This window comes from Streptomyces sp. NPDC001380 (genome assembly GCF_042895785.1).
Taxonomy (GTDB): domain Bacteria; phylum Actinomycetota; class Actinomycetes; order Streptomycetales; family Streptomycetaceae; genus Peterkaempfera.
Genome location: NZ_JBIAWP010000020.1, coordinates 116,777 through 129,916 on the forward strand (window position 1 = coordinate 116,777; position 13,140 = coordinate 129,916).

General features: G+C 76.1%; 12 protein-coding genes. 8 read left to right on the forward strand and 4 right to left on the reverse strand.

Annotated features, from left to right (window positions below; all coding sequences use genetic code 11):
* Positions 1–14: 14 nt before the first annotated feature.
* From ACFY07_RS22685 to ACFY07_RS22710, 6 genes are all read left to right on the forward strand, one after another.
* The gene (locus tag ACFY07_RS22685; protein WP_390871084.1) at positions 15–746 is read left to right on the forward strand and encodes an ABC transporter ATP-binding protein; all 732 of its coding nucleotides are present in this window, start codon (positions 15–17) and stop codon (positions 744–746) included.
* Between the two features lie 104 nt (positions 747–850).
* A complete protein-coding gene (locus ACFY07_RS22690) occupies positions 851–1,552 on the forward strand; it encodes an ABC transporter ATP-binding protein (RefSeq protein WP_390871086.1) in 702 nt (233 codons plus the stop codon).
* Entirely contained in the window at positions 1,552–2,454 is a 903-nt protein-coding gene (locus ACFY07_RS22695) for a branched-chain amino acid ABC transporter permease (RefSeq protein WP_390871053.1), read from the forward strand. Before ACFY07_RS22690 ends, ACFY07_RS22695 begins: the two co-directional genes overlap by 1 nt.
* 14 nt (positions 2,455–2,468) lie before the next feature.
* The gene (locus ACFY07_RS22700; protein ID WP_390871088.1) at positions 2,469–3,716 is read left to right on the forward strand and encodes a branched-chain amino acid ABC transporter permease; all 1,248 of its coding nucleotides are present in this window, start codon (positions 2,469–2,471) and stop codon (positions 3,714–3,716) included.
* A complete protein-coding gene (locus tag ACFY07_RS22705; RefSeq protein WP_390871055.1) occupies positions 3,713–4,615 on the forward strand; it encodes an alpha/beta fold hydrolase in 903 nt (300 codons plus the stop codon). The genes ACFY07_RS22700 and ACFY07_RS22705 overlap by 4 nt, the downstream gene beginning before the upstream one ends.
* Before the next feature lie 145 nt (positions 4,616–4,760).
* Positions 4,761–5,501, forward strand: a complete 741-nt coding sequence (locus tag ACFY07_RS22710) for a PIG-L deacetylase family protein (protein ID WP_390871056.1) — start codon at positions 4,761–4,763, stop codon at positions 5,499–5,501.
* 45 nt (positions 5,502–5,546) lie between these two features.
* Here ACFY07_RS22710 and ACFY07_RS22715 read toward each other — a convergent pair whose 3' ends face one another.
* The 3 genes from ACFY07_RS22715 to ACFY07_RS22725 all read right to left on the reverse strand — a co-directional run bounded on the left by ACFY07_RS22715 (position 5,547) and on the right by ACFY07_RS22725 (position 8,957).
* Complete coding sequence (locus ACFY07_RS22715; RefSeq protein WP_390871057.1) at positions 5,547–6,293, reverse strand: SAM-dependent methyltransferase; 747 nt, start codon at positions 6,291–6,293, stop codon at positions 5,547–5,549.
* A gap of 113 nt (positions 6,294–6,406) precedes the next feature.
* Positions 6,407–7,795, reverse strand: a complete 1,389-nt coding sequence (locus tag ACFY07_RS22720) for a hypothetical protein (RefSeq protein ID WP_390871058.1) — start codon at positions 7,793–7,795, stop codon at positions 6,407–6,409.
* 577 nt (positions 7,796–8,372) lie between these two features.
* A complete protein-coding gene (locus tag ACFY07_RS22725; RefSeq protein WP_390871060.1) occupies positions 8,373–8,957 on the reverse strand; it encodes a DedA family protein in 585 nt (194 codons plus the stop codon).
* Between the two features lie 403 nt (positions 8,958–9,360).
* On the opposite strand from ACFY07_RS22725, the gene ACFY07_RS22730 reads away from it, so the two are divergent.
* Together ACFY07_RS22730 and ACFY07_RS22735 are read left to right on the forward strand one after the other, a co-directional pair.
* Positions 9,361–10,809 carry a PLP-dependent aminotransferase family protein gene (locus ACFY07_RS22730; RefSeq protein ID WP_390871062.1) on the forward strand — a complete coding sequence of 483 codons (1,449 nt, stop codon included), beginning with the start codon at positions 9,361–9,363 and terminating at the stop codon, positions 10,807–10,809.
* A 136-nt stretch (positions 10,810–10,945) separates the two neighbouring features.
* The gene (locus ACFY07_RS22735; protein WP_390871064.1) at positions 10,946–11,572 is read left to right on the forward strand and encodes a MarC family protein; all 627 of its coding nucleotides are present in this window, start codon (positions 10,946–10,948) and stop codon (positions 11,570–11,572) included.
* 21 nt (positions 11,573–11,593) lie between these two features.
* On the opposite strand, the gene ACFY07_RS22740 is transcribed toward ACFY07_RS22735, so the two are convergent.
* Complete coding sequence (locus ACFY07_RS22740; RefSeq protein ID WP_390871067.1) at positions 11,594–12,853, reverse strand: cytochrome P450; 1,260 nt, start codon at positions 12,851–12,853, stop codon at positions 11,594–11,596.
* Positions 12,854–13,140 lie beyond the last annotated feature (287 nt).

The window sequence follows — 13,140 nt, forward strand, 5'->3', positions numbered from 1 at the left end:
CCGCGGCCCCCGTCCTGCGGCTGCGCGGGCTCGGCTGGGCCGTCGGCGGAGCCACCATCGTCGAGGACGTCTCCCTGGAGGTCGCCGAGGGCGAGTTCGTCGCCTTCATCGGCCCCAACGGCGCCGGCAAGACCTCCCTGTTCAACCTGGTCTCCGGGATCACCGCCGCCACCGCCGGCTCGGTCGAGCTCGACGGCGTCGACGTCACCGCCGAGCCCGTCCACGCCCGCGCCCGCCGCGGTCTCGGCCGCACCTTCCAGACCTCCTCCCTGTGGCCGGGCATGACGGTCGCGGACCACGTCCGCCTCGCCGCCCAGGCGGCGGGCGGCGGCTCCCACCGCATCTGGCGGCGCGCCGGCCGGTACGACCGGCAGGTCGCCGAGACCCTGGGGCGCACCGGCCTCGCCCACCGGGCCGGCACCCTCGCCGGCGCCCTCTCCCACGGCGAGAAGCGCAAGCTGGAGCTCGCCGTGCTCCTGGTCGGCGAACCCCGGCTGATCCTCCTCGACGAGCCCATGGCCGGCGTCTCCGCCGAGGAGGTCCCCGCCCTCACCGACCTCATCCGCTCCGTCCACCGCGACCAGGGCCGGACCGTCCTCATGGTGGAGCACCACATGGACGTCCTGCTCGGCCTCGCCGACCGGCTGGCCGTCATGCACCACGGCACCCTGCTCGCCCTCGACACGCCCGCCGCGGTGACGGCCGACGCCACCGTCCAGCAGGCCTACCTCGGGGAGGCACTGTGACACCCCCCGCGACACCCTCCCCGGCACCGTCCGGGGCCCTCTCCGGACAGCCGCCGTCCCCCTCCGGGGAGACGGCCGCGGAGCCCCTCCTCTCCGTCCGCGACCTGCGCGTCGTCATCGGCGGCCGGCACGTCCTGCACGGCGTCGACCTCGACGTCGCCCCCGCCGGCGTCACCGCCCTGCTCGGCCGCAACGGCGCCGGCAAGACCACCACCGTCCGGGCCGTCCTCGGCCTGGTGCCGCGCACCGGCAGCGTCCGCCTCGGCGGCGAGGAGACCGTGCACCTGCCCACCCACGCCGTGGTCCGCCGCGGCGTCGGCTACGCCCCCGAGGACCGCGGGGTCTTCGCCGCCCTCACCGTCGCCGAGAACCTCCGCCTCGCCGAACGCGACCCCGACCCCGACTACGCACTCGTGCACGGCCTCTTCCCCGAACTGAGGCAGCGCGCCCGGCAGCCCGCCGGCACCCTCTCCGGCGGCCAGCAGCAGATGGTCGCCATCGGCCGGACCCTCCTCAACCGCAACCGCCTGGTCATCGCCGACGAGCCCACCAAGGGCCTCGCCCCCAGGGTCGTCACCGAGGTCGCCCAGGTGCTGGAGCGCGCCGCCGAGGCCGTGCCCGTCCTGCTGGTCGAGCAGAACCTCGCGGTCGTGCGCCGCCTGGCGGGCGGCTGCACCGTGCTCGCCGACGGCCGCACCGCCCACCGCGGCGCCACCGCCGACCTGCTGGAGGACGCCGAGGCCGCCCGCCGCCTCCTCGGCGTCGGACGCCACCCCTCAGCAGCCCCCCAGGAGGCCCGCCCCTGATGGACACCGTCGTCCTGCTCACCCTCACCGGCCTCGGCCTGGGTGCGCTCTACTTCCTCGTCGCCTCCGGACTGTCGCTGATCTTCGGCCTGATGGACGTGCTCAACTTCGCCCACGGCGCGCTGCTCTCCGTCGGCGCCTACGCCACCTGGTGGGCGGCCGACGGCCACCTCCCCGGCGCGGGCCCCGACGGCGCGGGCTTCCTCCTCTCCGTCCTCTTCGGCACCGCCGTGGGCACCGCGGCCGCCGTCCTGCTGGAACTCGCGCTCATCCGCCCCCTCTACACCCGCCCCCGTGAGCAGGTCCTCGCCACCGTCGGCGTCGGACTCGCCGTCCCCGCCCTGCTCATGGCCGTCTGGGGTGCCGACGCCCGCCCCTTCCCCAAGCCCGCGGCGCTCTCCGGCACCGTCCGCCTGCTCGGCGCCGCCGTCCCCGCCGACCGCTTCGTCCTCGTCGCCGCCGCGGCCGCCGTCCTCGTCGTCCTCCGGCTCTTCCTCGGCCGCACCCGGCACGGCCTCGTCGTCCGCGCCGGCGTCGAGGACCGGGCCATGGTCACCGCCCTGGGCATCGACGTCCGCAAGGCCTTCACCCTCGTCTTCGCCATCGGCGGCGCCGCGGCCGCCCTCGCCGGCGCCCTGGGCGGCCTCTACTTCGGCTCCGTCAGCCCCGGGCAGGGCACCTCGCTGCTCATCTTCGCGTTCGTCGTCGTCGTCATGGGCGGCATGGGCTCCGTCACCGGGGCCGCCGCCGCCTCCGTCGCCGTCGGCCTCGTCCAGCAGTTCGCCAACTACTACACCGCCGCCGGGCTGGGCGACCTCTCCGTCGTCGTGCTCCTCGCCGTCCTGCTGCTGGTCCGCCCGCGCGGCCTGGCTGCCGCAGGAGCCGCCGGGAGGCCCGCATGACCACCGGGACCATCATGCAGGCACCCACCGACAACCCCGCCGGCGACGCCTCCGCGGCCGGTTCCGCCGGACCCTCCCCCCTGCGCCGCGCCGCCCGCTGGTGGCCCGCCGCCGTCCTGCTCCTCCTGCTCACCGCGCCCTTCAGCACCCTGCCGCTGCCCGGGCTGCTCGACGGCCCCCCCGGCAGCCCCGGAAGCCTCCAGCTCCTCGCCCTGTGCATGGTCTTCGGCGCCCTCGCCACCGGATACGACCTGCTCCTCGGCCGCACCGGACTGCTCTCCTTCGGCCACGCCCTCTGGTTCGCCGCCGGCCTGTACGCCACCGACATCGCCATGCTGGAGCTCCACCTCGGGCTGCTCCCCGCCGCCCTGCTCGGCACGGCCTTCGCGGTGCTGCTCGCCCTCCTGCTGGGCTCGGTGAGCCTGCGCGTCACCGGCATCGGCTTCTCCATGGTGACCCTCGCCTTCGCCCAGGCCGGGTCGATCCTCGTGCAGCGCGACCCCGGCGGGCTCACCGGCGGCGAGGAGGGCCGGTCCGTCCCCGCCGACCGGCTGCCCGACGCACTCGTCGGCATCGGGAACACCGCGAACCTGTACTGGATCGCCCTCGGCTACCTGGTGCTGACCCTCGTCGTCGTCCACCGCGCCGTCCACTCGCCCGCCGGCCGCGTCTGGGAGGGCATCCGGGAGAACGAGCGCCGGGTGGAGGTGCTGGGCCTGCGGCCCCACGGGTTCAAACTGGCGGCCTTCGTCCTCGCCGCGGCCCTGGCCGCCGTCGGAGGCGTGGTCTACCTTCTGGTCTCGGGAGGGGCCACCCCCCAGGCGGCCACCTCCGACTTCACCCTGTCCCTGCTCGTCATGGTCGTCCTCGGAGGCTCGGGCACCCGCTGGGGCCCGCTCCTCGGCGGCGTCCTCTACACCTGGGCGGACCACCGGCTCGGCGACCTCGCGAACTCCGACGCCGTCCGGGGCCTGCCCGCCGTCCTGCGCGTCCCGCTCTCCCAGCCGCTCTTCCTCCTCGGCGCCCTCTTCGTCGCCGTCGTCTACCTGCTGCCCGGCGGCGCCGTGCGCCTGCCGGCCCGCATCCGCGAGGCCAGGGCCGCCCGCTCGGGCCGGTCCGTCCGGCCGGGGCGGTCCGGCCGGTCCGCCGACCGGACGGGCGAGCCCGACCAGCCCGACCAGCCCGACCAGCCCGACCAGTCCGACCGGACAGACCAGCCCGACCAGCCCGCCGCCCGAACCGCCGGAGGCACCACCGCATGACCGCCACCCGTCCCGAGGAACTGCGCGTCCCCGTCCCCGGCGGCGAGCTCGCCGTGCTCCGCTGGCCCGCCGCCGACCCGGGCGCCCCCACCGTCCTCGCCCTGCACGGCATCACCGCCAACGGCCTCTCCTGGGGCGAGGTCGCCGAGCAGCTCGCCGGCCGGGCCGCCCTCGTCGCCCCCGACCTGCGCGGCCGCGCGGGCAGCCGCGACGCCGCGGGCCCCTACGGCCTCGCCCGCCACGCCGACGACGCCGCCGCCGTCCTCGACCACCTCGGCCTGGACGGCGCGGTCGTCGCCGGACACTCCATGGGCGCCTGGGTCGCCGCGCTCCTCGCCGTCCGCCACCCCGGCCGGGCCGGCCGGCTGGTCCTCGTCGACGGCGCCGTCAGCTTCCCCCTCCCGCCCGGCACCGCAGAGGAGGACGCCCTCGCCGCCGTCCTCGGCCCCGCCATGGCCCGCCTGTCCATGGCCTTCCCCTCCCGCGACGCCTACCGGGAGTTCTGGCGGCGGCACCCCGCCCTCCACGACGACCTGTGGACCGCCCGGCTCGACGCCTACCTCCAGCGCGACCTCACCGGCACCGAGCCCGAACTGCGCTCCTCCTGCGCGGAGGAGGCCGTGCGCACCGACGGCGCGCAGGTCCTCCTCGACCGCGAGGCGGCCGCGGCCGTCCACGCGCTGCCCTGCCCGGCCGTCCTGCTCCGGGCCGAGCGCGGCCTGCTGGACCAGCCCCAGGGCATGTACGACGCCGACCGGCTCGCCGCCGCCGGCCTCGACCCCGCCCGCGTCACCGTCCTCGCCGCGCCCGGCACCAACCACTACTCCGTCCTCCTCGGCGCGGCGGGCGCCCGCACCGTCGCCGGCCTGCTCCTGGAGGCGCCCGCACCGGCCGCGTGACCCGGCGGGTGCGGGCCCGCGGTGGCATGATCGGGGGATCCGGCCCGCCCCGACACCCGGTCCCCGGCCACCAGCCGCCCGTCACCAGTCCGCCGTCACCAGCCGGCTGCCGCCAGTCGGCCGTCACCGCCTGCGGAGGAAGCCCGTGGCCGCCGACCTCGCCCCCCTGCCCGACGACTGGGGGCGCGCCCTCGCCGTCGTCGCCCACCCCGACGACCTGGAGTACGGAGCCGCGGCCGCCGTCGCCGAGTGGACGGCGCAGGGCCGCGAGGTCGCCTACCTCCTCGCCACCCGCGGCGAGGCGGGCATCCACACGCTCGATCCGGGGGAGTGCGCCCGCGTCCGCGAGGCGGAGCAGCGGGCGAGCGCCGCCGCGGTCGGCGTCACCGTGGTGGAGTTCCTGGACCACCGCGACGGCGTGGTCGAGTACGGCGTGCCGCTGCGCCGGGACATCGCCCTCGCGATCCGCCGCCACCGGCCCGAGCTGGTGGTCACCCTCAACCACACCGACACCTGGGGCGGCACGGCCTGGAACTCGCCCGACCACTGCGCCGTCGGCCGCGCCGTGCTGGACGCCGCCGGCGACGCGGGCAACCGCTGGATCTTCCCGCCCGTCCCGGGCGGCGGCGACCCCGAGCCGTGGGACGGGGTCCGCCGGGTCGCGGTGGCCGGCGCCGACCCGACCCACGCCGTGGCCGTGTCGCAGGAGTCGGTGGAGCGGGCGGTGGCGTCGCTCGCCGAGCACCGCGCCTACATCACCGCCCTGACCGGGCCGGACGGCGATCCGGCCGCCTACGCAAGGGAGTTCGTCGCGGCGGTGCTGGCCCGCTCCGCCGAGCGGTTCGGCGGCCGTCCCTCCGTCGCCTTCCGCGTCTTCGAGCGCTGACGGAGCGCCGGCCGGTGCGGTGCGGTGCGATGCGGTGCCGGACGGTCAGGTGTCGGCCCGGCGCAGCACCAGGGTGACGAACCCGAGGACGCCCCGGTAGCCGCGCAGCCACGCCGTGCGGTGCTCCTCCGCGGCCTTCAGCGCGTCGGCGGCGTCCGGGTCGTCCGGGTGGTCGAGCGCCCACCGGGCCAGCGAGCCGGTCCAGGACCACTCGTAGTCGCCCCACTCCTCCGGGGTGCTCGTGTGCGCGTACACCGGCGTCCAGCCGTCGGCCGCGACCAGGTCGACCGTGCCCGGCAGGTCGTCCCACACGCAGGGGCCGTCCAGTTCGGCGCGCACCGCCGCGTCGGGCTCCTGCTCCCAGAACGCCTCGCCCACCAGCGCGCGGCCGCCCGGGGCGAGGTGCTCCCGGGCGGCCGCGAGGGTCTGCCGCAGACCGCCGTAGGCGTGCGTGGCGCCGACGCTGAGGACCACGTCGAAGCTGCGGGCCGAGGTGAACTCCGCCGCGGGCATGTGGTGCAGCGCCAGCCGGTCGGCGACCCCGCGCCGCGCGGCCTCGTCGCGCACCCGGTCCAGCGCCGCCCCGTCGGTGTCCACCCCCTCGGCCAGCGTCCGCGGGTGCCGCTCCAGGACGCGCAGCAGCCACTCGGCCTGCCCGCAGCCCAGGTCCAGGGCGCGTTCGTCGCCCCGGACCACGGAGCGGTCGAGCAGCCGGGCCACCGAGGCGTCGGCCAGCGGGGCGGCTATCGGATGGTGGGCGTGGGCGAGGGCGCTCATTCTGCGACGGTCCATCCGGGCACCCTGGCACCGCGGGACCCGTTCCGCACCCGGTTTTCGCCGGCGGGCGGCGGGCTGCGGACGGCGGGCGGCGCGCCCCCGGCCCTGCCCGCCGGCGGCCCGCCCCGTCAGCCGCCCGCAGGCGCCGACGCGGAGCGCGACGCGGAGGGCTGCAGGGACCGCGATGGGGACGCGGACCCCGGTGCGGCGGACGGGCCGGACGGGGAGGGGGAGCCCGACGCCGAGGAGGGCGAGGCGACGCCGAGGAAGGACTCCCAGCCTCCGGCCGGCTTCTGGCCCGGGTTCAGGGTGCGCAGCTTCCGCAGCACCGACGGGTCCTGGGCCTCCAGCCACTGCACCAGCTGCCGGAAGGAGACCATGCGCACCTCCGGGTGCCCGGCGATCTCGGTGAGCGCCTCCTCGACGGCGTCCATGTAGATGCCGCCGTTCCACTGCTCGAAGTGGTTCCCGATGAAGAAGGGCGCGCGGTTGCTGTCGTAGGCGCGGCGGAAGCCGGCGAGGTAGGCGTCGCGGGCCTGGGTGCGCCAGGCGGCCCGGCGGGCGGGGTCGCCCTTGGGGTTCCCGCCGGACTGGTTGGCCATGATGTTGTAGTCCATCGACAGGACCTGGTACGCGTGCCCGGGGAACGGGATGGACTGCAGCGGGAAGTCCCAGATCCGGCCGCCCTGCACCTTGCCCGGCCACATCTGCATGCCCCCGGGGGAGCTGGCGTCGTAGGTCCAGCCCAGCCTGGCGGCGGTCGGCAGCAGGTTGCGCTGGCCCTCCAGGCAGGGCGTGCGGCCGCCGGTGAGCTCCTTCTCGTAGTCGAAGGGCAGCGGTTCCAGGTCGGTGAAGCCGGTGTTGGTGCGCCACTCGGTCACGAACGCCTTGGCCTGCCGGATCTCGCTGTCCCAGTCGGCGGGCGACCAGCGGCCGACGCCGTCCGCGCCGCAGAAGTGCCCGTTGAAGTGGGTGCCGATCTCGTGGCCCTCCAGCCAGGCGAGCCGCACCTGCTGCAGGGTGGCGCGGATGTGCTCGTCGGAGAGGTAGCCGATGGCGGACGCGCCGACGGGGTGGCGCGGCGGGTGGTAGAGGTGCTTCTTCGACTCGGGCAGGGTGTAGATGCCGCTGAGGAAGAACGTCATCGCGGCGTGGTGCCGCCTGGCGAGTCCGCGGAACCGCTCGAAGAGCCTGTTGTCGAGCTCGCCCGCCCCGTCCCAGGAGAAGACCACGAACTGCGGGGGGCGCTGCCCCGGGGCCAGGCGCTCCGGCTTCGGCTGCCCCGGCTGGGGGCCGGTGTCCGCGGTCGAGCCGTCCCCGATGGGCCTGGCCGGCTGCCGGCTGCCCAGGGTTCCGCCCCGCACGCCCCCGCCCGCGCTGCTGCTCCCCCCGGTGGGCCTGAGGCCCGTGTTGCTGCTCCCGCCCCGGCCGCCATCGCTCGAGCACGCGGCGACCGCCCCCAGTGCGGCTGTGGAGGCCGCAGCCGTCAGGACGGTCCTGCGCGAGATGGTGCCCATGCTCTCCCCTGATCTGTCGTGCCCCACCGATCCGGGCAATTGTGCATGAACCGCCACTTGCGTCCCGCTGGCGGGGCGGCCGCGCCCTCCCGGCTCCGGTCCCGTCCCGCACCGCGGTCCCACCGGGGCGGCGCAGTCCGAAAAATCGACAATCGGGAAGCCACACTACAAAGATCCATCGATCACACGGACGAAAGCCCTCCTCGGACGGCTCCCCCGCCGGGACCTTGTTGCCGTTTCGGGACACTCGCCTGCCTCTTTGCGCACGGCACGGAACACCGGCCCCGGACGGCCGCGACGGCCCGCCACCGGGGATGCGGCCCGTCCGGCGGGCGGTGCGCGCCCGCCCCGGAGGGCTCCGCCGCCTCTGCGGGCCCCGCACGAGGGCCGTCCTGCCATCGGACGCGGACCGCCGCCCACGGGCCGCCCGGGTGCGGTGCCGACCCCCGCGGCGGTGCGGCCGGAGGTCCGGTGGAGGCGGTGGGGGCAGGCCCGGCGGTCACGGCCGACGGGGCCCGCGTCGCCGGTGCGGTCCGGGACGGGGCCCGCCGCTCCGGCGGCCGGGCCCCGGTCCTCGTCAGGCGGCGGCGGCCGCCCGCCGCTGCCGCCTGGCCAGGCGTGCGATCGACGCGCTGACGGCGGTGGCGGCCGCACAGGAGACGGCGAAGCCCAGCCACGCGGTGTTGAACCAGTGGCTGTTCAGCCAGCCCAGCGTGACGATGTACGCCGCCCACACCAGGGCCGCCACCGCGGACCACCGCACGAACCGGTGCGGGTTGTCGCTGCGGCCCATGGCGAGGTCGAGGACCGTCCGCCCGGCGGGCACGAACCGGGCGACGATCACCGTACGGCCGGCCCGGGTCTCCAGGGACTGCTGCACCCTGCTGGTGGCGCCGGCCCACTGCGGCCGCCGGTCGAGGCGGGCCTGCACCCAGGGCGCGCTGCGCCGGGCGAGCCGGAGCAGTATGAGGTCGCCGGCGAAGGAGGCGGCCGCCACACCGAGGGCCAGGAGGACGGGTGCGCCGTCCAGGTCCGCCGTCTTCAGGACCGCCGCGATCACCAGCGTGCCGCTCGGGATGAAGGGGAGGAAGGCGTCGCCGAGCACGGCGGCGAAGGCGAGGATGAAGATCCACGACGAGCCGACGAGTTCCGCGGTGTCCATGAGTTGCTGTCCCTGCTTTCCCGAGGATCCGCTGTCCGGTTGGCCCGCTCCCGGGTGGGTGCGGGGTGACCAGGGCCGTCGCCGCCCGGCACTGGGACCTTGTGCCGGGAACGTGCGGTCCTGCGGGTTCCGGGAGCCGGCGCGGTGGGTGCGGGCACACCCTCCGGGGCATCACTCCTGCTCGGCGGAGCCGTTCACATCGGAACAACAACCTAGCGTGTCGATATTCCATGCCCTCAAGCACCCCGGTGTGACGCGCTCGACATCCGCACCGTCCCGGTCGGGGCGGCGCAATTCTACGGTCGATGAATTCGTCGAGGCAAGGCCGTTCCCGCACGCCGCCCGCGGCCGGGCCGGCCGGACTCCCGACGCGTCGCCGGGGATAGCGCTATCATGATCTTTCATGAGCAGCGGTAGCAGTGTGGCCCAGATCGCCGAGACCCTCCGGTCGGAGATCAACCGCTACTCTCCCGGCCAGAAACTCCCCTCCAACCGCGCCCTCGTCGACCGCTTCCACGTCAGCCCCGTCACCGTCTCCCGCGCCCTGGCCGCCCTCGCGGCCGAGGGCCTGCTGGTCACCCGGCCCGGGGCCGGCACCTACCGCGCCGACCGCCCCGCCGTCCCCGCACCCCCCGGCGACACCTCCTGGCAGCAGGTCGCCCTCGCCGTCGAAGGGCCCGAGGGACCCGACGCGGCCCCCCGCGCCGTCGACGCCACCGGCGTCCTCGCCTCCTTCGCCGCCCCGCCCCCCGGCGTCATCCCCTTCAACGGCGGCTACCTCCACCCCTCCCTCCAGCCCCGCGACGCCATGGCCGCCGCCCTCGCCCGCGCCGGCCGCCGCCCCGGCGCCTGGGACCGCCCCCCGATCGAGGGGATCGCCGAACTGCGCGCCTGGTTCGCCCGCGAGACCGGCGGCCCGGCCGGCGCCGTCAGCGCCGCCCACGTCCTCGTCACCGCCGGCGGCCAGAGCGCGCTCACCACCGCCCTCCACGCCCTCGCCGCCCCCGGCTCCGCCGTCCTCGTCGAGTCCCCCACCTACCCCGGCACCCTCGCGGTCGCCCGTGCCGCCGGAGTCCGGCCCGTCCCCGTGCCGGTCGACGCCGACGGGGTCCGCACCGACCTCCTGGCCGAGGCGTTCGCCGCCACCGGGGCGCGCGTCTTCTTCTGCCAGCCGCTGTTCCAGAACCCCACCGGCGCCGTCCTCACCGCCGAACGCCGCCGCGAGGTCCTCGCCGTCGCCCGCGCCGCGGGCGCCTTCGTCGTCGAGGACGACTTCTCCCGCCGCCTCGGCCACACCTCCGGCCCCCCGCTGCCGCCCCCGCTGGCCGCCGACGACCCCGACGGCACCGTCGTCCACATGGCCTCGCTCACCAAGGTCACCTCCCCCTCGCTGCGCGTCGGCGCCCTCGTCGCCCGCGGCCCCGCGCTCCAGCGGCTGCGCGCCATCCAGGTGGTCGACACCTTCTTCGTGCCGCGCCCCCTCCAGGAGGCCGCCCTCGAACTCGTCGGCTCACCCGCCTGGACGCGCCACCTGCGCGCCGTCGCCGCAGGCCTCCAGCAGCGCCGCGACGCCATGGCCGCCGCCCTGCGCACCCACCTCCCGCAGGCCGTCCCGTACACGCTCCCGCACGGCGGCTACCACCTGTGGCTGCGCCTGCCCGACGGCACCGACGAGGCCGGACTCACCTCGGCGGCGCTCCGCGCCGGGGTCGCCGTCTCCCCGGGCCGCCCCTACTTCGCCGCCGAGGCACCCGGACCGCACCTCAGGCTCAGCTTCGCCGAGACCGCCGGTGTCGAGGAGGTCGACGAAGGGGTCCGCAGGCTCGCTGCGGCCTTCGCCGAGGAGGGCTGACCCCCCGGCCCGACCCCCGTGCCGTGCCGGAGCGGCGTGCACCCGTGCGGCCGGGGGCGGCGTCCCCAGGGGGGACCGGTGCGGCGGGCGCCGTGTCACGGGCGGCCCCGATGCCGCCCGTGGCGATGATGCCCCCATGAACCAGCTGAGTCTCGGTGGGGCCTTCATCACCTTCCTCGCCGTCGTCGGGCCGCCCAAGGTGCTCCTCTCCTTCGCCTCGCTGGCCCAGACCCGGACCACACACCAGCTCCGCACCCTCGCCCTGGTCTCCTCCGCCGGAGCCGCCCTGGTCGGCCTGCTCGCCGACGTCACCGCCCCCGCCCTCTTCGGGATCTTCCACATCAGCACCGAGGCGCTGGAGATCGCCGGCGGCGCGATCTTCTTCGTCTACGCCGTGGGCCTGGTCCTCGGCCTCCACTTCGGCGTCCAGGAGGAGGAGGGCGGCCCCGGCCTCTCCGACGGCATCCGGGAACTGCTCCTCCCGTACATCGTCAGCCCGCTGGCCATGACGGCCCTCCTCCTGGAGTCCACGGCGCGGAACGACTGGACCTGGCGGGCCGTCGTCGGCGGGGCCTACGTGGCCGTCGTCGCCATCGACCTGCTCTGCGTCCTGCTCCTCAACCGGGTCCTCCAGGCCACCCACCACACCACCGTCGAACTCCTCGCCCGCCTCCTGGGCCTCCTCCTCGCCGCGGTCGGCGTCGACCTCGTCCTCGACGGCCTGGAGGGCCTCGCCGTCCCGCTGGGCCCCCGCGAGTACTGAGCGCGGGCCGTCGGCCGACCGCTACCCGTCGTGAACGGACGGCCGGCACGTGTCCCCGGTGGCGGTCCCGGCCACGGAGACCGGCAGCGTCGCGTACCCGCGCAGCGTCAGCCGGCCGTGGCGGGTCCGCACCCCCGCCGCCTCCAGCCGGGGGAACCGTCGCACCAGCCGGCCGAACGCCGTCCCGCCCTCCAGCCGGGCGAGCGCCGCCCCGAGACAGAAGTGCGGACCGCCCCCGAAGCTCAGCGGCTGGTTCCCCGGGCGGTCCGGGTCGAACTGCTCCGGCCGCGCGAAGCGCACCGGGTCGCGGTTGGCCGCACCGAGCAGCAGCAGCACCTCGCCGCCCGGCGGCACCGCCACCCCCTCCACCACCGCACCCTCCGGCGCCCACCGCGCCGTCAGCTGCACGGGGGAGTCGTAGCGCAGGAACTCCTCGACGTATGCGGGGGCCGCCGACGGGTCCGCCCGCAGCGCCGCCAGGTGCGCCGGACGGTCCAGCAGCAGCGCCAGGCCGTTGCCCAGCAGGTTGGTGGTCGTCTCGAACCCCGCCGCCAGCAGCAGCACCAGGTTGTCCAGCAGCTCCTGGTCGCCCAGGCGCCCGTCGTCCTCGTCGCGCACCTGCACCAGTGCGCTCACCAGGTCGTCCCGCGGCTCCGCCCGGCGCTGCGCCGCCAGGTCCGCGAAGTACTCCAGCAGGGTCAGCGCCGCCGCGTCCGCGGCCTCCAGCTGCTCCTTCGAGTACACCGGCTCCAGCTGGGCGGCCAGGTCCGCCACCAGCGGACGGAACCAGAGCCGGTCCTGCTCGGGCACGCCGAGCAGCTCGCAGATCACCGCCACCGGCAGCGCATAGGCGAACTCCGCCATGAAGTCCACCGGCGTTCCGTCGGCCCCGAGCCCGGCCAGCCGGTCCAGCAGTCCGTCGGCGAGGCGCTCCACGGCAGGTGCCAGCGCGGCCACCCGCCGCGGTGTGAACGCCCTGCTCACCAGGCGGCGCACCCGCGCGTGCCTCGGGTCGCCGGAGAAGAGCATGGACTGGGAGAAGAGGCGGACCGACGGATTGCCGGCCCACTCCGCCCACCGATCCTGCACCCACTCCGGCCCCTCCTCCCGCAGGGCCGGGTTCCGCAGGGCCCGGTTCAGCGCGTCGTACCCGACCACGACGATGTACCCGCCTCCCAGGTCGACCACCGGCCCGTGCGCGTGCAGTGCGGCGTAGTACGGGAACGGGTCCTCCCGCCCCTCGGGCGAGAGCAGGGTTTCCACGGCTGCGACGGCGTCCATGGGACAAGCATGCCGACCTGTTGACAGTCTGTCAGTAGATTGCGGCGACCGCGTGGTGCGCCGTTTTGCCTCGGACGCGGCCAGGCCGTACAGTTGGCTGGTCGCTCGGCAGGGAGCACCGGACACGCGTCTGCGCGGACGGTCCCGGAGCGGCCATCTCCCCGATCCACCCCCTCCACGTACGCGAGTGCGGCGACGGCGTGTGCCGTCCGCTCCGGACTCGCATCGTTCTCCGTATTCGCGTGCGAATGCGGCACGTGCGGCGGGTGCGGAAAAGGGAAATGCGG